Raw genomic sequence first — 22,725 nt, 5'->3', positions numbered from 1 at the left:
GATCAGTCCTCGATGCGGCGGGCTTCCGAGGTCAGCATGATCGGGATACCGTCGCGGATCGGATAGGCGAGCCGCGCCTTTTCCGAGACGAGCTCGTTACGCTCGCGGTCGTAGCTCAGCCGCGACTTCGTCAGCGGGCAGACGAGCAGATCCAGAAGCTTTGTATCGACCTTGCTGACGGTATCCACCATGTCAGCGCCTATTGCAGCATGGTGTCGGAATCGCCAAAACCGCGCGCCAGCACGATTTCGGTGATGGCGATGAACGTCTCGGCCCTTGTCTTCAGATCGGGGGCTTCGAGCAACGCCTGTTTTTCGGCAGGTTCGAACGGCGCCATCATCGAAAGCGAATTGACCAGCGTCATGTTACCGGCCCGCTCGACACTATCCCAGTCTGCCTCGAGCTTGTTGGCTTCCAGGAAAGCCTTGAAGGCAGACAGAAGGCCGGCACGATCGACGCTGCTTTCCTCGTCTTCCGCCTTCAGATCCGCAAAAAAAGGTGCGATCCGGAATATCCGGTAGGGGTGATGACCGGAAATTTCGTCCATGACCCGGAAACGGCAAATCCCCGTCAGCGACACCATGTACCGCCCATCACCGGTCTCGGCGAACGACGTGATACGGCCGAGACAGCCGACATGCGCAAGCTGGCCGTTCTCCGCAGCATCGCCCAGCGCCGGCTGGATCATGCCGATCAACCTGTTGCCCGATATGGCAGCGTCGAACATCGCGAGATAGCGTGGTTCGAAGACATTCAGCGGCAACTGGCCACCCGGAAGAAGCAGAGCCCCGGTCAGCGGAAAGATCGCGACCGATTCGGGCAGATCGCTCGGCTTCAGATATCTGGCGTTGCCCACCTGCATCAAAGGTTTCCCGTTCTGGTTACAGCGTCCACATTGCATCCTATGCGCAGCAGATGTCTCGTCAAGATGTGGGAACCGCCACCGAAAACGCAAGTGACGGGCCAGATTTTATGAGGATCGGCCAACCTCAGCAGGACATGCCAAACCCTACGAAAACAGGATTGAGGACAGCCGGCGCCTTGCAGAGATGGTGGCAGGGTCCATCGGACCCCAGACATCGAAGAATGCCAGCAGCTCGCGGCGAGCGCCGTCATCCTCGAAGGTCCGGTCGCGACGCATGATGGTCAGCAGGTGTTCGGCAGCCGCATTCCGGTCGCCCTCGACATTGCGGATCTTCGCAAGCTTGAGGCGCGCCGCGTGATCGTCCGGCTGCAGTGCCAGCTGCTGTTCGAGCGCTGAGGGGTCACCGAGTTTGGCAGCCTCCTCGATCTGGTCGAGCTTTTTCACCACCGCCTGGATGCCTGCATCCTTCGACAGCGTCTCCGGCAGATCGGTGAGCGCCTGGCGGGCCCGCTCGCTCTGGCCGGCGGCGATCATGCATTCGGCCATGCCGGCAAGCGCCTTGGGGTTCTCCGGGTCGGCCTGCAGGACGGCGCCGAAAAGCTCGGCCGCGCCATGGATGTCGGACGAGGCAAGCAAGGCTGCGGCCTCCTCGAGAATGGCGGCGATCTCGGCAGCCTCGGCATCGGGGCCGACAGGCCCGGCAATCTTGTCGATGAATTCGCGCACCTGGCTTTCCGGCACGGCGCCCATGAAGCCATCGGCAGGCCTGCCATCGACGAAAGCGATGACGGCCGGGATCGACTGGATGCCGAGCTGGCCTGCGACCGACGGATGATCGTCGATGTTCATCTTCACCAGCTTGACGCGTCCGCCAGCCTCGTTGACGACCTTTTCGATCACCGGTGTCAGCTGCTTGCACGGACCGCACCACGGCGCCCAGAAGTCGACCAGCACCGGCTGCTTTCGGGATTCCTCGATCACGTCACGCGTGAAGGTCGCTGTCGTCGTATCCTTGACGTGGGAGCCGCCTGCAGCAGGGGCGCCCATGGCGACGGAGCCTGACATCTGGCCGCCCAGCGAGGCCGCGTTAAAAGGATTGTCTGTGCCGCTCATGATGTCTCCCGTCTGTCCGCGTGTCCGGACCGAAATTACAGCGTTTATAATCGTATCTCAGGACGCAACTTTCAAGACGAGCGGCGTGTGGCCGGTCGCCTCCATGAAGCGCAGGAGATCCTGCGTGGCGATCGAGGTCGTTGCCTCGTTCGACAGCGGGTGGCAATTGATGATGTCGTCCGCCATCAGCGCCTCGTCGATCACGAAGGTGACGTGGTGGCCGATATCGTTGATCGCGCCGAATGCCGTCACTGCGCCCGGAATGACGCCGAGATATTCCATCAGCTTCTCCGGCTTGCCGAACGACACCTTGCTGGCCGCACCGATGAGGGTGTGGACCGTCTTCAGATCGACGGCAGCATTTTCCTCGACAGTCAGAAGAAAGAAGTTGTCCTTCTTGTCCTTTACGAAAAGGTTCTTGGTATGGCCGCCGGGAATTTGGTCGCGCAGCGATACGGATTCGGCGACGGTAAACACGGCGGGATGATCGAGCGTCGTGTGGGCGATGCCCAGCCCGTCCAGAAAGGCAAACAGATCGGCGCGGGTTTTCGGTGTCGGCTCGGTCATCGGATCTCGCTTGGCAACGTCTGCAGAATGGGTCGCTGCGGTGATACGTCCCTGTCCGCCTTTTGGCAATCTTTGGGGGCGAAAGTCCTGCTGCTGAACGGTTTTTCGCATACGCTCCGAACTGTGTGACGAATTTTTCGCAAAGCCGAAAGATTTCCTGTTGCATTTGAAAAACGGTTGGGCCATATAGCGCCCGTCGCCGCAAGGTGGCGCCACGGTCCACAGACTACCCCCGGACCAGTGGGATGAGCGGGTGTAGCTCAGGGGTAGAGCACAACCTTGCCAAGGTTGGGGTCGAGCGTTCGAATCGCTTCACCCGCTCCAATTTCCCTTTCATATTATTGAATTAGGGAAAGTCCGCGGGAGCGGAGTGGATTACAACATTTTTTCCTAACGCCTTTCTAAGTCACCTAATATGCCGGCTACTGGCTGTCTCGCATCGTCGTCAGCACATTTGCGTATGAAACGGAATCCCGGTCGACTTAACGAAAGGGCATCCATTGTTTCTTTTTCTCATATGTGCGTCAGCCAGCGTGGCGACGGATTATTGCAGTCCTTTCGAGACCGGTGTGGTGTCTAGCAAACTGTCTGGCCAGCTACGAGATGAATATCGTAGAGTCGGCGCCTCTGCCCGGATGAGCGGCGCAACGTACTGCCCCATCGATCTGGAGAACAAGATCTCAAATACGGTCATAACTTCTAGGCCAACCGCTTCGCCTTTGCAATTATCAATCATGCGCGCTTCATATGGGAATGAGAGGCCAATTATGCATCTCTTCTTTTCCCGCTTCGGAAACCCGACGCAAAAAGACTGCACTTCGGACGGGATCAAAGTGCTCTGGGAGCTTAGCCGCTGCTCCCGTTTGGCGCCATGCTAGCCACAGAGGCGTAACTAGCAAATGCTGGCGCAGCGCCGAGTTCTGCGTTCAGCAAATGCGCAAGCAAGTTCAGAGATTTTGTCGACCTCTCAACATCTGTGGCGGATCTACTTACGAGAGTATGCGCTATCTGCTCAACCTCGTAATGCTGGATTTCAGCCCGACTACCCTTTCGTACAGAGACTGCGCCAGCTCCAAGAGCAGAATCAAATCCCTCGATGGCTATCATGTCGGTGAAAATTTTCCTCTCTTGTTTGTATAAAAGCCACGTGTGGATTGTGCTGTTGTGAATTTCATCCAGTCCAAAGACCGCGTTAAAGACCTCACTATCTTTGAGCGATAACAGCATCGCCATTTCACCAGCTGTAAAGTGGATTTGTGTTGGCGGATGCAACATAGGGATTAACAGTGCAACTATATTATCCACATCTCTTTCCCTGCCAAACTCTATTCGGCCATCGACTTTAATCTTTGTATCGACACAACTGCGATGGATGAATAATACTTTATAGAAAAGAGAGTGACCCAAATTTTGGTCTGACAGTCTTCGCTCTCTATCTCTTTCGATGCGAGTGTCGCGAAGCGATTTCGATTGTATAAGATATGCAATCGCACCACCGACTACCGCACCAGCAATAGCTGACCAAAACTCTCCACTGAGAGAGCGGAGAGCGCTAAAAAATGTGAGCCCAGCATCTGCGACTAAATTTATAAAGTCTGATTCCATTCAGCCAACCCTAGTTCTTTATTTGAACTCAATGGCTATCACCGTTGGATAGACTCCTCCATACGCATACATGGCGAAAATACTTGAATTCCTATTCATCATCTTCGCAAAATCATTACCGCCTCTTCCGAAGTGTCGGGACCTTCGACACGTATGACAAGAGATCGATGCCGATGAAATCGTCGAGAACAAGCGATCAAAACAACTCGCGCAAAGTTGGCGAACTGCGATAATCCCCCACCCTCGACCACCCCAGATCCGTGCGATAAAAGCCCATTGTTGCCATATCGCACGGAGGGGCTCTGATGGACATGAAGCCGAGTGACATGATGGGCGGCCTTGCCAAGGGCCTGCGCGTCATCGAGACGTTTACGGCCGAAACACCGCGCCTCAGCATTTCGGAGGCGGCCGCAATCGCGGGCCTCGATCGCGCAACCACGCGGCGGTGCCTGCTGACGCTGGCCGATATCGGCTATTGTGCCTATGATGGAAAGTACTTCACCGTCACCCCGAGGGTGCTGCGTCTCGGCACCGGCTGCCTGGCGTCGATGCCGCTGCCGCGTATCGTCCAGCCCTTTCTGGACAGGCTGTCCGAGACGATCCGGCAAAGTACGTCCGTGGCGATCCTCGACGAACACGAAATCGTCTACGTGGCGCGTGCCGCCGAGCGCAAGGTGATGTCGATCACGCTGATGCCGGGATCGCGACTGCCGGCCTACTGCACCTCGATGGGACGCATTCTCCTCGCCACGCTGCCGCAAGATCAGGCGCGCGCACTGCTATCCAGCGCGCCGCTGACGGCGAGGACACCGTTTACGCTGACAGATCCGGACGTCATCCTTGATGAGCTCGGACGCGTCAGGGCGCAGGGTTACGCCGCCGTCGACCAGGAAGTCGAGATCGGGCTGCGCTCGATCGCCGTGCCCCTGAAGAGTGCCCGTGGCAAAGTCGTCGCAGCCCTCAACACCGGCCTTCCCATGTCAGACGAGCCCATGCCTGCAGTGGTTGGGCAATATCTCGACGCCCTCCAGCAGACGAGCCGGGAACTCGCCGGGATCCTCAGCTGATCCCGAAGAATCGGGGCATCAGAAGCCATCGGGGCGGGACGCCAACGTCTCACACATCCGGCACGTTGTCCGACAGTTCCTTCAGCCAGAGCCGGGCATTGCCGTCGGACGGCGCTCGCCAGTCGCCGCGTGGCGACAGCGAGCCGCCGGAGGTAACCTTCGGGCCGTTCGGAGAGGCCGAGCGCTTGAACTGGCTGATGGTGAAGAACCGGAACAGGAAATTCTCCAGCCAGTGCTTGATCTCCGCCAGCGTGTAGGCCCGCCTTTTCTCGGCGGGAAAGTTCGGCGGCCAGGCGCCGGCTTCGGCATCCTTCCAGGCGTGATAGGCAAGGAACGCCACCTTCGAAGGCTTCAGCCCGTATCGGCTGATGTAATAGAGCGCGAAATCGTGCAGCGCGTAAGGGCCGATCCGGTCCTCCGTGCTCTGGATCGCGCCATCGGCACCAGCAGGGACAAGCTCCGGCGAGATGATGGTGTTCAGCACCCGGTCGAGCGTGGCGTTCGTGTCGGCGTCGAAATCGTTCGAGTGGATGACCCAGCGCACCAGATGCTGGATCAGCGTCTTCGAGACCGAGGCGTTGACGTTGTAGTGGCTCATGTGGTCGCCGACGCCGTAGGTCGACCAGCCCAGCGCGATTTCCGACAGGTCGCCGGTGCCGAGAACGAAGGCGTTGCGCTGGTTGGCGGCGCGAAACAGGAAATCGGTGCGCAGACCCGCCTGCACATTCTCGAAGGTCACGTCATAGACCGGCTGGCCGCCAGCGAACGGGTGCCCGAGATCCTTCAGCAATTGCAGCGCCAGCGGCTTGATGTCGATCTCGTCGGCGGTGATATGGAGGCTGCGCATCAGCGCCCAGGCATTTGCCAGCGTCTCGTCGCCGGTCGCAAAACCCGGCATTGTGAAGCCAAGGATATCCGAGCGCGGCCAGCCCAGCTGGTCGAAAGCGCGGGCAGCCACCAGCAGTGCATGGGTCGAATCGAGGCCGCCGGAAATGCCGATGCATAAACGCTTGATGCCGGTTGCCTTGAGGCGCTTCTGCAGGCCCTGCACCTGTATATTGAAGGTCTCGTAGCAATCCTGCGCCAGCTGGCTCGGATCGGCGGGCACGAATGGAAAACGGGCAACAGTGCGGCGCAGGTCGCTGTCACCTTCCGGCCGCGCAGTGCTGAAGCCGACGCGGCGAAACGCGCGGTCCGGATCGACATTGAGGGCAGCTTCCCCGAAGGTTCCCTGACGCAGGCGTTCCTGCTTCAGACGCTCGACGTCGACATCGGCGATGCACATCTGCGAGCCGCCCGGAAAGCGCTCGGTCTCTGCCAGAAGCTCGCCGAGCTCGTAGACGCAGGCCTGTCCGTCCCAGGCGAGATCGGTGGTCGATTCGCCGGGACCGGCTGCCGAATAGACGTAGGCTGCCAGAGCCCGCGACGACTGCGTGGCGCAAAGGCGCTTGCGCGTATCGGACTTTCCGACCGTAATATTGCTAGCCGACAGGTTCGTGAGGATGGTTGCCCCTGCCAGTGCGCCGAAATCGCTCGGCGGTGTCGGCACCCAAAAATCCTCGCAGATCTCGATGTGGAAGACGAAATCAGGACGGTTCTCCGCTTCAAACAGCAGGTCGACGCCGAACGGCACGGTCTGGTCGCCGACAGCGATGGACGAATCGCGAATCGTGCGGCCGGAGGCGAACCAGCGGCGCTCGTAGAATTCCCGGTAGTTCGGCGGATAGGATTTCGGCACCACGCCGAGGATTTTGCCGTCATGGATGGCAACGCCGCAATTATAAAGCCGGCCATCCTTGTGTAGCGGCGCACCGACGATCAGCACCGGCGCGATCGTGCGGGTGAATGCTGCGATGTCGAGCAGCGCCTTCTCGACGCCCTCGAGCAGCACGCTCTGGCCAAGCAGATCGTCGATCGCATAGGCGGAGATTGACAGCTCCGGAAACAGCATGAGGGCGACATGCTCGGCATGGCCGATGTCCGCCTGCCGCATGATCTCGGCAGCATTGGTCGCGGGATCGGCTATTTCGCAGATGGGAGTGCAGGCGGCAACACGCACGAAACCCTGGTCGTAGGCGGAGAAGAAGGTCATCGCAGTCTCCCTTCGCCGCCGCCGAGGGGCAGGGCGAAAATCACGTCAATTATTTCCCTCTATTACGCCCTCAGGCAGCGTTCCGACAAGGGCGATGCGCCAGAGTTTGATGTCGCCGATATCAGACTTCTGGCGTGTTGAACGCCAAAAAAAAGCGGCCGCCCGGAGACGACCGCCTTTCTAGATGGAGAAGAAGTGCCTCAGGCGACCTTCTTCTTGCCCTTGTCGTTGACCGAAGCGTTGGCCAGCTGCGTCAGCGCTTCGTCAGTCGCGCCTTCTTCCTGCAGCGTTGCATCGAGCAGGTCGGCGGCTTCGGTCATGCCGAGCTGGGTCGCCCAGTTCTTCAGAGTGCCGTAGCGGGCGATCTCGTAATGTTCGACTGCCTGGGCGGACGAGATCAGACCTGCATCAAGGGCTGGCGAGCCGGCGAATTCCTCGATGATCTCTTCGCCTTCGGCGATGATCCCCTGGATGGCTTCGCAGGTCTTGCCGCGGGCTGGCTTGCCGACCAGTTCAAAAACCTGCTGCAGGCGCTCGATCTGGCCCTGGGTTTCTTCCTGGTGCTTCTTGAAGGCAGCTTTCAGTTCCGGCGACTGCGCAGCACGAGCCATTTTCGGCAGTGCCTTCACGATCTGGCGCTCGGCGAAATAGATGTCTTTCAGAGTGTCGATGAAGAGGTCGTTGAGTGTTTTGTCGGCCATGAGGTTCTCCTGTGGGTTGGCTTTCAGGTCATTTAACCTGCATTCCGAGCAATTGTTCCGGCTCGGTTCCGGACCATTGAATTTGCATGTCAGGCAGCGAGGAGACGCTGGCGCACGGACAATTTCCCGGGCCGGTGGCCGCCTCGACGACCGCTTTCCAAACCGACGTTGAATTATTGACGCTGCCGTAAGTTGAATTCTGGCCGCCTTTCGCAACTATTTTTGGCTGCGGATAGGGCAGGCGCCACTTTCTTAAGCAATCGTTGATGAACGCGTGGCAGCATCGATCACATTGATTTGCGGTTGACGTTTGGCATGCTGCAAAGCACATGGAGGGGGCGGACAATGGATGGATTTGCAATGCTTCAACGCAGCGAGGAAACCGACGATGCCCTCGTCGATCGCCTTCAGAAATCTGCCTTCACCTATTTCCTGCGCCACACCAACCGCGAAAACGGGCTTGTGGCCGACACCTCGATCAAGGGTAGCCACTGCAGCATCGCGGCTGTCGGTTTTGCACTTTCGAGCTATCCCGTCGCCATCGAGCGCGGCTGGATCGACCGGACGGAAGCGGCCGAAATCATCCTGACGACGCTGAATTTCTTTGCCGACAGCGACCAGGGCGAGGAGCGCGGGGCGACCGGCCATCGTGGCTTCTACTACCATTTCATCGACATGAAGACCGGCAACCGCGCCTGGAACAGCGAGCTGTCGCTGATCGATACTGCCCTGCTGTTCATGGGCGTCCTTACCGTCGCGGCCTACTTCGACCGCGACGAGCCCGACGATGCCGAGATCCGCGAACTCGCGACCATGCTCTACGAGCGGGCCGACTGGCGCTGGGCGCTGAACAAGGGCGACACGCTGACGATGGGCTGGAAGCCGGGCGGCGGTTTCTTGCGGTGGCGCTGGCAGGGCTATGACGAGGCGATCCTGCTCTATGCCATGGCCATGGCCTCGCCGACCCATCCGATCCCGGCGAAGTGCTACGATGCCTTTGCCTCGACCTACAGCTGGATGATGGTCAAGAACAAGCCGTTCCTCTATGCCGGCCCGCTTTTCATCCACCTGTTCTCCCATGCCTGGATCGACTTTCGCGGCATCCGTGACAAGTACATGGCGGAGAAGGACAGCGACTATTTTCTCAATACCCAGATCGCCATCGATACGCAGCGCGACTATGCTGACCGCAACCCCGGCCATTTCTCCGGCTACAGCCGCGAGGTCTGGGGCCTGACAGCCTGCGACGGACCGAACCCGACAGGCGGCCGCCACAGCCGGCGCGGGCGCCCGAAAGTACTGGGCTATGCTGCCCGCGGCGCACCGTTCGGCCCGGATGACGGCACCATCGCCCCCTGGGCGCCGCTCTCCTGCCTGCCCTTTGACCGCAAGGCGGCCCTCAGCGGCACCCGGGCGCTGATGTCGGCCTATCCAAACATCATGCTCGACGGATGCTTCGTCGGCGGTTTCAACCCCACCGTCGAAGGCAAGGGACCCGACGGCTGGGTCGATGACCGCTCCGTCGCCATCGACCAGGGCCTTCTGGTGATCATGATCGAGAACGACCGCACCGGATTGATCTGGAAGCTCCTGCGCGGCTCGCCGATCATGCGCAAGGGCTTGGAGAAGGCCGGTTTCAAGGGCGGCTGGCTCGATGGCGAGGCGGACGCCATCTCCTGATTTTCTAAAAGGGTGCGCGGCGGCCCTGTCACCGCGCATCCCAATGTAGCATCCTATTCGACGTCGAACTTGACGCCCTGGGCGAGCGGCAGCGTGCGGCCGTAATTGATGGTGTTGGTGGCGCGACGCATATAGGCGCGCCAGGCATCTGAGCCGGATTCGCGACCGCCGCCGGTCTCCTTCTCGCCGCCGAAAGCACCGCCGATCTCGGCACCGGACGGGCCGATATTGACGTTGGCAATGCCGCAATCCGAACCGCGCGACGAGAGGAAGGTTTCCGCTTCCCTCATGTCGTTGGTGAAGATCGACGACGACAGGCCCTGAGGCACGGCATTGTGCAGGTCGAGTACCGCATCGAAATCGCTGTACCTGATGACATAGAGGATCGGCGCGAAGGTTTCCTCGACGACCGGGCCGGTCTGGCCGGGGATTTCGACCAGCGCCGGCCGGACATAGAACGCGTCCGCGCCATTGGCCTTAACGCGCTCGCCGCCGGTGACGGTCGCGCCCTCTGCCTTGGCTGCTGTCAGCGCCGACTGCATCTTGTCGAATGCCTGCCTGTCGATCAGCGGTCCGACCAGCACGCCGTCTTCCATCGGATTACCGACGCTGACCGAGCCGTATGCCTTCTGAAGTCGCGGTACCAGCTGGTCGTAGACGCTCTCGTGGACGAACAGGCGACGCAGCGAGGTGCAGCGCTGGCCGGCCGTGCCCATAGCCGAAAAGGCGACACCGCGCAGCGTCAGGTCGAGATCGGCCGTCGGGCAGACGATGGCGGCGTTGTTGCCGCCGAGTTCGAGAATGCCGCGGGCAAAGCGGGCGGCAAGCTTCGGGCCGACAGTGCGGCCCATTGCGGTGGAGCCGGTGGCAGAGACCAGCGGCACCTTGACATGATCGACCAGCGCTTCGCCGATATCGCGGCCGCCGATCAGCAGCGTCGAAAGATTAGCCGGCGCAGAACCCCCCTCGGCGATGTAGCGCTTCAGCGCCTTTTCGAACAGCGCCTGGGTGGCGAGCGCCGTCAGCGGCGTCTTTTCCGATGGCTTCCACACAGTCGAATTGCCGCAGACCATCGCCAGCGCCGCATTCCACGACCAGACGGCAACGGGGAAATTGAAGGCCGAGATGATGCCGGTGACGCCGAGCGGGTGCCAGCTTTCCATCATCCGGTGCTCGGCGCGCTCGGTGGCAATCGTCAGGCCGTAGAGCTGGCGGGACAGGCCGACCGCGAAATCGCAGATGTCGATCATCTCCTGCACTTCGCCGAGACCTTCCGAGGTGATCTTGCCGACCTCGATGGAGACAAGCCGGCCGAGCGCGGCCTTGCCGGCGCGCAGTTCTTCGCCGAGCAGACGGATCAGTTCGCCGCGCTTCGGCGCCGGAACCTTGCGCCAGGTGAGGAAGGCTTCATGCGCCCCGTCGATTGCCGCCCGGGCCTCGGCAACGGAGTGCTCCGGCAGGCGGCCGATTTCGCCGCCTGTGATCGGCGATGTTACCGACAGGGTGCCGCCGGTAAAGCGATCCGTGGCGACACCGAGGTCAGTGAGGATCTTTTTGGTTTCCTGGGCGAGATCGAGAGCGGTCATATGAGGCTGTCCCTTGAGTTGGTCTGATGGTGGCCTGGCCGCCGGCTAGAAGCGGGACTCGGCAAGATGGGCAATCTGGGCGCCGGCCTCGTACCACATTTCCTTGACGGCACGGAAGCGGGGGGCGCCAACCTCGCTCGGTGGCAGCGGCAACTCGTCTTCGCCGATCTGTCCGAGGATATGGGCTGCAAGGGTCTTTCCGAAGGTCGTACCCGGCGCGATGCCGCGCCCGTTATAGCCGCTGAAGCCGACGACGTTTTCGGCGAACCTGTGAAACCTCGGCAGGGCATTGTCGGTCATGCCGATCTTGCCGTACCACTCGCATTCGAATTCGATATCGCCAAGCTGCGGGAACAGCCGCTTCAGGGACCGCCGGGCCCAGCCCTTGTGGATCGCGGCACCGGTGTTGCGCAGTGCGCCGACGCTGCCGAACACCAGGCGCCCCGCCTGATCCATGCGGAAGGACGACAGCACCTCCTTGGTATCCCAGGCACCTTCGCGGCCGGGCAGGATGGATTTGCGCAGATTGTCTCCCAGCGGCACAGTGGCAAAATTGAAATAGGGCAGCAGCACCTGCTCGCCGCGCACCTGTTCGAACGGCCCGGTGCTGTAGGCATCGGTGGAGACGACGATCCAGTCGGCGGTGACGCGGCCGGCGGCTGTCTTTACCACCCAGCGACTGCCCTCGCGGCTGGTCTCCGTAACGCGGCTGCCGGTGTGGAGTGTTGCGCCGGCACGGATGGCTGCCGCGGCAAGCCCGCGCGCATAGGCAAGCGGCTGCAGCGTCCCGGCCCTCATATCGAGCAGCGCACCGGCATAGCCGTCGCTGCCGATGCGGCGGCGGGTCTCGTCGGCATCGAGCACGGTGACGGGGGCGCCGCGGCTGGCCCACTGGCGGGCGCGGGCCTCGATCTCCTTCAGCCCATCGGCGCCGACGGCACAGTGCAGCGTCCCGTTGCGCTCCAATTCGCAGGCAATGCCATGCTTGTCGATCAGCGCTTTCACCAGTTCGGGGCCGTTGCCGAGCGTATCGAGCAGGCGCTCGCCGTAGAGCGGGCCAAGCACGCCCGGCACGTCGTCGGGCATCACCCACATGCCGGCATTGATCAGCCCGACATTGCGCCCGGCGCCGCCAAAGCCGATCTCGTTGCCTTCGAGAAGCACCACCCGCGTGCCGGCCTCGGCAAGATGCAGGGCCGACGACAGGCCCGTATAACCGCCGCCGACGATCACCACATCGGCCGATACCGCGCCGGCAAGCGGCTGCGTCACAGGCGGCGACGGGGCGGTCTTTTCCCATAGGCCATGGGAGCGCGGGTCGTTGAGCATCATTCGGTCCATTCGTTGCGTGGGGCTACCTTAGCGCCCGACTTGCGGTTGTGAAAGACGATTCCGAGGTCTTTGTACCGCCCCAAGCGGTCGTCACATCAACAGCCCACACACCCTCCCGTTCACGCGACCTATTCGGTCCGTGTCATGGCAATTCTGATGGCCGGGGCACACCGAGTGCCTGATGATTTTTTAGTTAAGTGACACCAGATGTGCCCCGTTCGACAGTTTTTATCCGCAACTCCGGATCCTCTGTTTCCGACCCAGGTCCCGTTTCGGGGAAAAGCTGCCGGAGTTATGCCACACAGGCACGCCGAGCCCAGGGGGGCCCGAAGGGATCCACTTTCTGCGGACCCTCGAAGAAGTCGCCTGCGTAGACGGCAACCCCTCCAAGACCCGGTCCCACCTCGCCGGCAACGCAGACCGGTGTATCCGATGGTGGAACGGGATGATTATAGATCGGGTCGAAAGCATGGGGATGAAATTATGACGCCGGCATTGTTTCCAAACGGAAATCCCAACGGTTTATCCCCATCGGGTGCTGCGAGCAGGGGCGAGGGAGTAAAGCGAGAGGAGAGAGTGCGAGAGATAGAGAGAGTGTGTGTGCGTGTGAGGTCAGAAAGATCACAAAACCGGAAAGAGCCACCCCCGACCTCCCTCATTCCTGTGCCCGTCACAGGAATCCAGCCGCCCAAGTCTTTGGGCGATAGATACTTTCGCCACCAACAGAGAGTCCTCCCACGGCGCAGACGCGCCGTGACTGGATTCCTGTGACGAGCACAGGAATGAGGGAAGCGGGGGCATCCCAGGCGATGTGGGACCTTAGAATACGTGGTAGCAATTGATCCTTTTTCACGGAGTTGGACACCTCGAAAGACTTGAGTTTTCAAGGCCTTGCTCAGGGAGGTCCCAACTTCCTTTCCTCATTTCTATGACGAGCACAGGAGTGAGGGGAATCGTGGGTACTGTCGTGGCGAAAAATTTGGCTTCTGCGACCGCGTTTCGTTTTCAGGGGAATGGGCAATCCCGTCGACGACGAACTTACAAAGTCAGCGCCGGGCTTGGAACCGGAGGCCGGGCTTGTGGGCCTCCGGTTTACTCAGACGCTTATGCTTATTTCCACTCGCGGATGTCGACGAAGTGGCCGGCGATGGCGGCGGCGGCGGCCATGGCGGGGGAGACGAGATGGGTGCGACCCTTGTGGCCCTGGCGGCCTTCGAAATTGCGGTTCGAGGTCGAGGCGCAGCGCTCGCCCGGCTTCAGCCGGTCGTCGTTCATCGCCAGGCACATCGAACAGCCGGGTTCGCGCCAGTCGAAGCCGGCAGCCTTGAAGATCTTGTCGAGGCCTTCGGCTTCCGCCTGTTCCTTGACGAGGCCCGAGCCCGGCACGATCATCGCGTCCACTGTCGACGCAACCGTGCGGCCTTCGACAACCTTGGCGACGGCGCGCAAGTCCTCGATACGGCCGTTGGTGCAGGAGCCGATGAAGACGCGGTCGATGCTGATGTCGGTCATCTTCGTGCCGGCGGTCAGGCCCATGTAGTCGAGTGCGCGCTGCTTGGAGGTGCGCTTGTTCTCGTCCTCGATCTTGGCCGGATCCGGCACGACACCCTGCACGGAGACGACGTCTTCCGGCGAAGAGCCCCAGGAGACGATCGGCGGCAGGTTGGCGGCATCGAGCACGACGACCTTGTCGTAGTGGGCGCCTTCGTCGGTCTGCAGGGTCTTCCAGTAGGCGATGGCCTTTTCCAGGTTCTCGCCGGATGGTGCGCGTGGCTTGCCCTTGATGTATTCGAAGGTCTTTTCGTCGGGGGCGATCAGGCCGGCGCGGGCGCCGCCCTCGATGGTCATGTTGCAGACTGTCATGCGGCCTTCCATCGACAGGGCGCGGATGGCTTCGCCGGCAAATTCGATGACGTGGCCGGTGCCGCCGGCAGTGCCGATCTCGCCGATGATCGCAAGGATGATGTCCTTGGCGGTGACGTGGTCGGGCAGCTTCCCGTCGACGCGTACCAGCATGTTCTTCGCCTTCTGCTGGATCAGCGTTTGCGTGGCCAGCACGTGCTCGACCTCGGACGTGCCGATGCCGTGCGCCAGCGCGCCGAAGGCACCGTGCGTCGAGGTGTGGCTGTCGCCGCAGACGATGGTCATGCCCGGCAGGGTGAAGCCCTGCTCGGGGCCGACGATGTGGACGATGCCCTGGCGGATGTCGCTGGCGGAATAGTACTCGACGCCGAATTCGGCGGCATTGGTGGCCAGCGCCTCGACCTGGATGCGGCTTTCCTCATTCTTGATGCCGAGATGGCGATCCGGCGAGGTCGGCACGTTGTGGTCGACGACAGCGAGCGTCTTCTGCGGCGCGCGAACGCTTCGGCCCGTCATGCGCAGGCCTTCAAAAGCCTGCGGCGAGGTCACTTCATGAACGAGGTGACGGTCGATGTAGAGAAGACAGGTGCCATCCTCTTGCGTATCGACGACGTGGTCGTCCCAGATCTTGTCGTAGAGGGTGCGGGGTGCGGTCATGGCTGCAGATCCATATTGGAGTTGGTATCGCGAAAAATGGAGGGGTGGCAAAGGATTGCCGGTCGCCTATACGCGGTCAGCGGACCCGGCTGCTGAGCGCACCTGAAATCATCGCAAAGAAACGGGCCGGCAGACGCTTGTGGTCCTGCAGCACGACAGTTTCTCCGCCGATGCATCTAAACTTCGATTCCATGGGGCCGGCTTTACCAATTTTTCCGGCGCACGGCAATTCGAATCATTGGGTTCTAGCGGCTGGCCTGGCGCATCCGCTTCTCGAATTGCCGCAGTAGCAGCGACAGCCCAACCGTCAGTATAAGGTAGATATAGGTGACAATCGAATAGGTTTCAAAGAACCGGAAGGAGCCGGAGGCGTAGACCTTGCCCATCTGGGTGATGTCGGCAACGCCGAGCACCGATACCAGCGACGAGTCCTTGACCATCGAGACAAAGTCGTTCGAAAGCGGCGGCAGGATGACGCGGATCGCCTGCGGAAAGACCACGAGCCGGAAGCGCTGGACGCGGGAGAGGCCTAGCGCCTTCGATGCCTCGATCTGGCCGTGGTCAACCGCTTCGATGCCGGCGCGAAAGATCTCGGCGATGAACGAGGCATAGCCGATCGTCAGGGCAATGATCGCCCGCCACATCAGCGACAGCTCGCGCACCATCAGTGGCTCGGTCCATCCGGCAGCCACCAGCGGCGCGGTCAGCATGTTATAGGCAGCGACGATGGCGGGGGCGCCGACGAAGGCGACGTAGAACAGCAGCACCAGCATCGGGATGCCGCGGATCACCTCGATGTAGAAGCGCGAGACCTGCCTGAGGACGACGTTGTCGGCGCGCCCGAGAAGCATGATGCCGAGGCCGAGCAGCGTCGCCAGCACGAAGGAGACCAGAGTCACGAATACGGTGATCGTTGCGCCGGTAACGACGGTAAGGAAGACCTGGGTATAGAGGCCGCTGGTGGCGATGACGATGGCGACCGCCACGCAGATGACGATCAGGGCGACCAGCCACCAGGGGTAGTCGCCCTTGTCCTTGCCGCTCGGCGAGGGCTGGGCTGCAATCACCGGCGGGACTTCACTGTATCGAGCATCAGCCGCCCATCTTGTAGTCGACGAACCATTTCTTATCGAGCGCCGCGAAGGTGCCGTCTGCCTTTAGGGCGGCGATGGCGGCGTTGACAGGTGCCACGAGGTCGGATCCCTTCGGGAAGATGAAGCCGAAGTCCTCGACCCCAAGCGGGCCGCCGATCAGCTTCAGGGCGCCGCCGGAACTCTCGACATAGCCCTTGCCAGCCGTGCCGTCCGTCAGAACGGTATCGACATCGCCGGTCTTCAACGCCTGGACGGTGGCGCCGAAGGTTTCGAATAGCTTGATGCGCGGGTTCTGCTCGTTGCCGTCGAGCACTTCGTAGACGGATGTGTAGAAGGGCGTGGTGCCCGGCTGGGCGCCGACGAGGCCATCCTTGAAGGCGGCGAACGTCTTGGCGTCGCTAAAGCGCTTCTCGTCGCCACGCACCAGCATGAATTGCTGTGAGCGCATGTACGGGTTGGAGAAATCGACCTTCTGCTTACGGTCTTCCTTGATGGTGATGCCGGTCATGCCGATGGCGTACTGGCCGTCGGACACTGCCTGGATCATCGCATCCCAACTGGTGTTCTGGTATTCGACCTTGAAATTCAGACGCCTGGCGATCTCGTTCATCGCATCGTATTCCCAGCCGATCGCCTTGCCGGATTTCGGCTCGACAAACTGCAGCGGAGGATAGGCATTCTCGGTGACGACGACGACCGTCTTGCCTTTCAGATCCGGAAGATCGGCGGCAAGGGCTGCGAGCGGCGACAAGACAAGGGCGGTCAGACCCAGCAGGAACGAGCGGCGGAACGTCATGGAAAATCTCCCCAGATGGCTTATCGCGAAATTGTCACAGGTGCAAAGTCGCTGGCAAGGGCAATGCCATGGCCGGGACGATAAAAACAGAAAAGGCGGCCCAAAGACCGCCCTTTCCGGATACTATTTTTGCGTCAAAGCCTGAAGGCTTATTCTGCAGCAGGCTCTGCAGCAGCAGCTGCTTCTTCTGCGGCCTTGGCTGCAGCTGCTTCTTCGGCAGCCTTTGCTTCAGCGGCTTCGGCTGCTGCCTTCTCGGCGGCCAGTGCCTGTGCTGCGGCGATCTTTTCAGCTTCGATGCGGGCCTTCTCTTCGGCCATTGCAGCGCGCTCGGCGTCGTTCAGTTTGCGGGCGCGGATACCGGTGTCTTCAACGATACGAGCCGACTTGCCGCGACGATCGCGCAGGTAGTACAGCTTGGCGCGACGGACCTTACCGCGACGGACGACGTCGACGCTTTCGATCATCGGCGAATACATCGGGAATACGCGCTCGACGCCTTCGCCGTAGGAAATCTTGCGAACCGTGAAGTTCTCGTGAATGCCGCCGCCAGAACGGCCGATGCAGACGCCTTCGTAGGCCTGGACGCGGGTGCGCGTACCTTCGGTTACCTTGACGTTGACGCGGAGCGTATCGCCCGGGGAGAATTCCGGCAGCTTGCGTACGGCTAAGATCTTGGCAGCCTGTTCGGCTTCCAGTTCCTGAATGATGTTCATTGGTCTAACCTTTTCGAGTTCTTCTGAAACAGCCAGAGCGCCCTGCCGATATCCGTAGGTCGATGCCGCGGGATCTTGTCCTTTCGGACGGGGGCGAATTCACTATTATTTCTTTGCTGGTCGACGGGGTTGACCCCATGTCCGCGTGGGCAGTTACACCAAAAGGCAGGGTTTGTCATCCCTCGCGCTGTATTTTTCTCGATCCGGACCGTCGGCAATGGGGCCGATATCAGCGGCCGGACACGTCGGCATCGTCGAGCAGGTCGGGCCGGCGCGCCCGTGTCAGCTTCAAGGCTTCCTCGGCCTGCCATCTGGCGATGGCACCGTGGTTGCCCGATGTCAGGACAGCCGGGATTTCGCGGCCTTCCCATTGCTGCGGGCGCGTATAATGCGGGTGTTCCAGCATGCCGTTTTCGAAGCTCTCATGCGTACCGGAGAGGTCGTTGCCCATGACGCCGGGGAGGATGCGGATGATGGCATCCAGCAGCACCAGAGCTGCCGGTTCGCCGCCGGAGAGGATGTAGTCGCCAACCGAGATTTCCTCGAGGTCGCGGGCATCGATCACACGCTGGTCGACGCCCTCGAAGCGGCCGCAGACGATGACGACGCCCGGCCCCGCCGCCAGCTGGCGGACGCGTTGCTGCGTCAAGGGCTTTCCGCGCGGGCTCATGAGCAGGCGGGGGCGACCGTCGTCAGAGCCGGCGTGGTCGATGGCGCGAGCCAGCACGTCGGGCTTCAGCACCATGCCGGCACCTCCGCCGGCCGGCGTGTCGTCGACGGTGCGGTGGCGATCGGTGGCAAAATCGCGGATCTGCAGCGTGTCGAGCGACCACTGGCCGCGCGCCGACGCCTTGCCTGCAAGAGATGTCGCGAGGTGGCCGGGAAACATCTCGGGGTAGAGCGTCAGGATGGTCGCCCGGAAACTCATCGGACCTACTTCTTCGGGCGGTCGGTTTTCGGCGGCTGGCCGATGTCGGTCGGATCGTCGATCAGGCCGGCAGCCATCGGGTCGATCAGCACCTTGCGGTTCTCGAGGTCGATCTCCAGCACGGCTGCTTCGGAAAAGGGGATCAGCACGGGGCGCTTGCCCGGCCCCTTCAGTTCCAGCAGGTCGCCGGCGCCAAAATCGTAGACGCCGCTGACGACGCCGTAGCCGACGCCCTTGGCATCGACGACTTCCAGACCCTCGAGGTCGGCGTAGAAGAATTCGTCGTCGTCGAGTTCGTCGTCCGGCAGGTCCTCGCGTTCGACGAACAGCTCGAGGCCGTTCAGCGCCTCGGCAGCCTCACGGTCATTGATACCGCGAAACCGGATGATGACGACAGTCTTGCTGGCGCGGATGTCCAGCACCTCGAACGTGCGGCCATCGGCGGCGTGCAGGTTGCCGTATTCGGCAAGCGCCATCGGATCGGACGTGTAGGAGCGCGCCCTGACTTCGCCGCGCAGGCCCTGCGCGCCGCCAAGTGTGGCCATCAGAATGGGGTTTTGGAGTTTCGCCATGACTATGCCGCAGATCGAATGAGGGTGAACATCGTTCTTCTCATAGAGGAACGGAGAACGATGGCAAATAAAAAGCGGGCGGCATGTCTCCATGCCACCCGCTGCGGTGATTGCCTGTCACGGCTTATTCGGCAGCAGCAGTCTCTGCAGCAGCGGCAATGTCGGCAGCCTTCTGGGCGCGTTCAGCGATACGCTCTTCGGCCTTCTTGCCTGGCTTTGCCTTTTCCGGGTTGCTGCGCGGATCGCGCTTGGCAACGCCGGCTTCAGACAGGAAGCGCAGGACGCGGTCTGTCGGCTGGGCGCCCTGGTCGATCCAATGCTGGATGCGGGCGGTGTCGAGTTCGACGCGCTTTGCATCTTCCTTGGCAAGCATAGGGTTCCACGAGCCGACCTTTTCGAGGAAGCGGCCGTCGCGTGGCGAACGGGCGTCGGCAACGACAACGTGGTAGTAAGGACGCTTCTTGGAGCCACCGCGGGCGAGACGAATTTTCAGTGCCATTGTATCATACTCCTTCAGAGTGTTGTCAGGACGCCTTGGCGGGCGGCCTTTTGTCTTTCAGTTCTTGTCGATCATGCCTTGAATTCGGCGGCGATCTGTTCGTGGTGCCGGATGACTTCGGTAATGACGAAGTTCAGAAACTTCTCGGCGAAATCCGGGTCCAGATCGGCATCCTTGGCAAGCCGCCGCAGACGTTCGATCTGGTATTCCTCGCGCGCCGGGTCGGCCGGCGGCAAATTGTACTTGGCCTTGAGAACGCCCACTGCCTTGGTGCAGCTGAAGCGTTCGGCCAACATGTGGACCAGCGCCGCGTCGATGTTGTCGATCGACTGGCGATAGCCGGAAAGCTTGGACTTGACGTCGTTATCTGTCATTAGGGAGCTCCCTTACTTCTTCTTCGGAAGGCCGGGCAGGCCAGGAAAACCACCGCCGAGACCTGGAAGCTTGGCGCCGCCGAGGCCCGGCAGACCGCCCATGCCACCGAGCCCGGGCATGCTGCCCGGACGGCCGAGGCCAGCTGCCTCTGCCTGCTTCTGCAGCGCTTCCAGTTGTTTCGGGTCAAGGCTGGAGAGATCGGGCATGCCGCCCATTCCACCCATGCCGCCGAGACCCATCTTGCCGGCAAGGCCGCCCATCATCTGCTTCATCATGCCGCCCTTGCCCTTGGCCCCCATGGCTTTCATCATGTCCGCCATCTGGCGGTGCATTTTCAGGAGCTTGTTGATGGCGGCCGAATCGGTGCCGGAGCCGGCGGCGATGCGCTTCTTGCGGGAATGCTTGAGGATATCGGGGTTGGCGCGCTCGGCCTTGGTCATCGACTGGATGATGGCGATCTGACGGCCGAACAGCTTGTCGTCGAGGCCGGCGGCGGCCATCTTGTCCTTCATGCCCGACATGCCGGGCATCATTCCCATGATGCCGCCCATGCCGCCCATCTTCTGCATCTGGCGCAGCTGATCGGCGAGGTCGTTGAGGTCAAACTTGCCCTTGGCCATCTTGGCGGCCATGGCGGACGCCTTCTCGGCGTCGATATTTTCGGCGGCACGCTCGACGAGCGAGACGATGTCGCCCATGCCGAGAATGCGGTCGGCGATGCGGCGCGGATGGAACTCTTCGAGCTCGCCCATTTTTTCGCCGGTACCGATCAGCTTGATCGGCTTGCCGGTGACGGCGCGCATCGAAAGGGCAGCACCGCCGCGGCCGTCGCCGTCCATGCGGGTCAGTACAAGACCGGTGATACCGACGCGCTCGTCGAAATTGCGGGCCAGGTTGACCGCGTCCTGGCCGGTCAACGAGTCAGCGACCAGCAGGATCTCGTGCGGGTTGGACTTGCGCTTGATCTCGGCCATCTCGACCATCAGCGGCTCGTCGATATGGGTGCGGCCGGCGGTGTCGAGGATGACGACATCGTGGCCGCCGAGGCGGGCAGCCTGCACCGCGCGGGCGGCAATGTCTGTCGGCGACTGGCCGGCAATGATCGGCAGCACGTCGATCGAGGCCTGCACGCCGAGCTGGCGCAACTGCTCCTGGGCGGCCGGGCGCCGCGTATCGAGCGATGCCATCAGCACCTTCTTGCGGTCCCGTGTCGTCAGCCGGTGGGCAATCTTGGCCGATGTCGTGGTCTTGCCCGAGCCCTGCAGGCCGACCATCATGATGACGACGGGGGCCGGCGCATTCAGATCGACGCCGACGCTGTCGGCACCGAGCATCTCGATCAGCTCGTCATGAACGATCTTGACGACCATCTGGCCGGGCTTGATCGACTTCAGGACTTCGGCACCGATGGCCTTTTCGCGGACGCGATCGGTAAAGCCACGCACGACGTCGAGCGCCACGTCGGCTTCGAGAAGAGCACGGCGAACCTCGCGCAGCGCTGCGGAAACATCGGCTTCCGACAAAGCGCCACGGCCGGTCAGTCCATTCAGAATGGAGCCAAGTCGGTCCTGGAGGTTTTCAAACATCAGCTCTTCCTTCTCGCTTCCGGTTTTTCGACCGCCTATCGCCTCAGGGCATCGCACGGCGTCGGCCGGAAACTTTGTTCTTTTCCTTGACGAAAACAAGACGCAAAGCCAAAAAGCACCCGAGGGCGCATCGCGCTGTCGGGTGTTGACCTCCGGGATCCAATTCCCTTGCGGGGTCCCGGTCGGCGGCTAGGAGGCTTGAGCTCGTCGCAGATGGGCGCGGTAAACAGCAATTGGACGGGAAAGTCAAGATCGGCGAGGAAATTGCCCGGTCGCGAGCGGAGAACGGTAATTCCGGGTGGCAGTGCTTGTTTTGGGAAAGCCCAGCCCCTGGAGTTCGTCATCCTCCGGCGGTGGCTTGCGTTTGGATCCTCGGGTCAAGCCCGAGGATGACGAGCCCCGGGGGTGGGGCTGGTGGTTGGTGCGGGGTGGTGGCCGGTATGGGGTGATTGGTATGGGGTGTTCGGGATTCTCGGCCGGTTTTGGGTGGTGGGCGACAAATCCGGGGATTTATGACTCGAACGCGGTGTTCGCTTTTACAAAGCCAAGCCCCCTGCACTTCGTCATCCTCGGGCTCGACCCGAGGATCCAGGCGCAAGCAGTGCGGCATTCGCGGTGAGCGCACGGTGGGAGTGACGTCGATCCCGGTCTTCAGCGCCTGCAACGCCGAAAATAACTTACGGTGGCTTGCGTTTGGATCCTCGGGCTCGACCCGAGTACCACCATGTTCACCACAGCTCGTAATACAGATCCCGCCAATCTGGGTTGGTTTTTTCGATCAGTTCGATCTTCCATTGCCGATACCAGCGCTTGAGGGACTTTTCGCGCTGGATGGCGTCCTGGATGTTGAAGTGCTCTTCGTACCAGGCCAGTTGCCGGCAGCCGTATGTGGCGGTGAAGCCGGGGGTGAGTGCTTCGCGGCGTTCGTGGATGCGGCGTGCGAGGTCCGAGGTCACTCCGATGTGGAGGGTGCCGTGCTTGTGGTTCGTGACGATGTAGGTGTAGCCGGTCATGCGCTTATTGTGCTCGCTTAG

The 22,725-nt window shown here is 61.4% G+C and carries 21 protein-coding genes and 1 tRNA gene; 3 read left to right on the top strand and 19 right to left on the bottom strand.

Going from position 1 to position 22,725, the window contains the following annotated elements:
* Positions 1-2 precede the first annotated feature (2 nt).
* The 4 genes from PR017_RS14745 to PR017_RS14730 form a co-directional block, all read right to left on the bottom strand.
* The gene (locus PR017_RS14745) at positions 3-191 is read right to left on the bottom strand and encodes a Trm112 family protein (RefSeq protein WP_111219606.1); all 189 of its coding nucleotides are present in this window, start codon (positions 189-191) and stop codon (positions 3-5) included.
* Between the two features lie 8 nt (positions 192-199).
* Complete coding sequence (locus PR017_RS14740; protein WP_111219608.1) at positions 200-862, bottom strand: LON peptidase substrate-binding domain-containing protein; 663 nt, start codon at positions 860-862, stop codon at positions 200-202.
* A gap of 147 nt (positions 863-1,009) precedes the next feature.
* Positions 1,010-1,978, bottom strand: coding sequence for a thioredoxin (gene trxA / locus PR017_RS14735; protein ID WP_111219610.1), 969 nt, complete (start codon positions 1,976-1,978; stop codon positions 1,010-1,012).
* Between the two features lie 57 nt (positions 1,979-2,035).
* Positions 2,036-2,545, bottom strand: coding sequence for a prolyl-tRNA synthetase associated domain-containing protein (locus PR017_RS14730; RefSeq protein WP_111219612.1), 510 nt, complete (start codon positions 2,543-2,545; stop codon positions 2,036-2,038).
* A 249-nt stretch (positions 2,546-2,794) separates the two neighbouring features.
* Between PR017_RS14730 and PR017_RS14725 the strand changes: the two genes are divergently transcribed.
* Positions 2,795-2,869 (top strand) — tRNA-Gly (locus tag PR017_RS14725).
* 522 nt (positions 2,870-3,391) lie between these two features.
* Here PR017_RS14725 and PR017_RS14720 read toward each other — a convergent pair.
* Positions 3,392-4,150 (bottom strand): hypothetical protein, encoded by a 759-nt coding sequence (locus tag PR017_RS14720; RefSeq protein WP_133255584.1) that lies wholly within the window; start codon positions 4,148-4,150, stop codon positions 3,392-3,394.
* A 305-nt stretch (positions 4,151-4,455) separates the two neighbouring features.
* On the opposite strand from PR017_RS14720, the gene PR017_RS14715 reads away from it, so the two are divergent.
* Entirely contained in the window at positions 4,456-5,217 is a 762-nt protein-coding gene (locus tag PR017_RS14715; protein WP_111219616.1) for an IclR family transcriptional regulator domain-containing protein, read from the top strand.
* 49 nt (positions 5,218-5,266) lie between these two features.
* Here PR017_RS14715 and PR017_RS14710 read toward each other — a convergent pair whose 3' ends face one another.
* Positions 5,267-7,309, bottom strand: a complete 2,043-nt coding sequence (locus PR017_RS14710; RefSeq protein WP_111219618.1) for an NAD(+) synthase — start codon at positions 7,307-7,309, stop codon at positions 5,267-5,269.
* A gap of 200 nt (positions 7,310-7,509) precedes the next feature.
* On the bottom strand, positions 7,510-8,010 hold the full coding sequence (locus tag PR017_RS14705; RefSeq protein WP_111219620.1) for a YciE/YciF ferroxidase family protein: 501 nt from the start codon (positions 8,008-8,010) through the stop codon (positions 7,510-7,512).
* Positions 8,011-8,370: 360 nt separating this feature from the next.
* Here PR017_RS14705 and PR017_RS14700 point away from each other — a divergent pair, with 360 nt between their 5' ends.
* Positions 8,371-9,690: a glucoamylase family protein gene (locus PR017_RS14700; RefSeq protein ID WP_111220019.1), complete on the top strand. Its 1,320-nt coding sequence runs from the start codon at positions 8,371-8,373 to the stop codon at positions 9,688-9,690.
* A 53-nt stretch (positions 9,691-9,743) separates the two neighbouring features.
* Here PR017_RS14700 and amaB read toward each other — a convergent pair whose 3' ends face one another.
* The 12 genes from amaB to PR017_RS14640 all read right to left on the bottom strand — a co-directional run bounded on the left by amaB (position 9,744) and on the right by PR017_RS14640 (position 22,704).
* The gene (amaB, locus tag PR017_RS14695) at positions 9,744-11,276 is read right to left on the bottom strand and encodes an L-piperidine-6-carboxylate dehydrogenase (protein WP_111219622.1); all 1,533 of its coding nucleotides are present in this window, start codon (positions 11,274-11,276) and stop codon (positions 9,744-9,746) included.
* A 45-nt stretch (positions 11,277-11,321) separates the two neighbouring features.
* Positions 11,322-12,605, bottom strand: a complete 1,284-nt coding sequence (locus PR017_RS14690; RefSeq protein ID WP_111220021.1) for an NAD(P)/FAD-dependent oxidoreductase — start codon at positions 12,603-12,605, stop codon at positions 11,322-11,324.
* Between the two features lie 1,113 nt (positions 12,606-13,718).
* Positions 13,719-15,128 carry a 3-isopropylmalate dehydratase large subunit gene (gene leuC, locus PR017_RS14685; protein ID WP_111219624.1) on the bottom strand — a complete coding sequence of 470 codons (1,410 nt, stop codon included), beginning with the start codon at positions 15,126-15,128 and terminating at the stop codon, positions 13,719-13,721.
* Between the two features lie 245 nt (positions 15,129-15,373).
* A complete protein-coding gene (locus PR017_RS14680; RefSeq protein ID WP_111220023.1) occupies positions 15,374-16,192 on the bottom strand; it encodes an amino acid ABC transporter permease in 819 nt (272 codons plus the stop codon).
* Positions 16,193-16,220: 28 nt separating this feature from the next.
* Positions 16,221-17,018 (bottom strand): transporter substrate-binding domain-containing protein, encoded by a 798-nt coding sequence (locus tag PR017_RS14675; protein WP_111219626.1) that lies wholly within the window; start codon positions 17,016-17,018, stop codon positions 16,221-16,223.
* Positions 17,019-17,167: 149 nt separating this feature from the next.
* Complete coding sequence (gene rplS, locus PR017_RS14670; RefSeq protein ID WP_111219628.1) at positions 17,168-17,731, bottom strand: 50S ribosomal protein L19; 564 nt, start codon at positions 17,729-17,731, stop codon at positions 17,168-17,170.
* Positions 17,732-17,960: 229 nt separating this feature from the next.
* Positions 17,961-18,659, bottom strand: a complete 699-nt coding sequence (gene trmD, locus PR017_RS14665; RefSeq protein WP_111219630.1) for a tRNA (guanosine(37)-N1)-methyltransferase TrmD — start codon at positions 18,657-18,659, stop codon at positions 17,961-17,963.
* Between the two features lie 5 nt (positions 18,660-18,664).
* Complete coding sequence (gene rimM, locus PR017_RS14660) at positions 18,665-19,231, bottom strand: ribosome maturation factor RimM (RefSeq protein WP_111219632.1); 567 nt, start codon at positions 19,229-19,231, stop codon at positions 18,665-18,667.
* Positions 19,232-19,355: 124 nt separating this feature from the next.
* Positions 19,356-19,730 (bottom strand): 30S ribosomal protein S16, encoded by a 375-nt coding sequence (gene rpsP, locus PR017_RS14655; protein WP_111219634.1) that lies wholly within the window; start codon positions 19,728-19,730, stop codon positions 19,356-19,358.
* Positions 19,731-19,801: 71 nt separating this feature from the next.
* Positions 19,802-20,104 (bottom strand): chorismate mutase, encoded by a 303-nt coding sequence (locus PR017_RS14650; protein ID WP_111219636.1) that lies wholly within the window; start codon positions 20,102-20,104, stop codon positions 19,802-19,804.
* Positions 20,105-20,116: 12 nt separating this feature from the next.
* Positions 20,117-21,691, bottom strand: a complete 1,575-nt coding sequence (gene ffh / locus PR017_RS14645; RefSeq protein ID WP_111219638.1) for a signal recognition particle protein — start codon at positions 21,689-21,691, stop codon at positions 20,117-20,119.
* A gap of 728 nt (positions 21,692-22,419) precedes the next feature.
* Entirely contained in the window at positions 22,420-22,704 is a 285-nt protein-coding gene (locus tag PR017_RS14640; protein ID WP_111219640.1) for a GIY-YIG nuclease family protein, read from the bottom strand.
* Between the last annotated feature and the right edge of the window lie 21 nt (positions 22,705-22,725).

It is taken from the genome of Rhizobium tumorigenes (genome assembly GCF_003240565.2).
In the GTDB taxonomy this organism is placed as follows: domain Bacteria; phylum Pseudomonadota; class Alphaproteobacteria; order Rhizobiales; family Rhizobiaceae; genus Rhizobium; species Rhizobium tumorigenes.
Note: the sequence above shows the minus strand (reverse complement) of the source record. Positions and strands in the feature narration are given on the sequence as shown.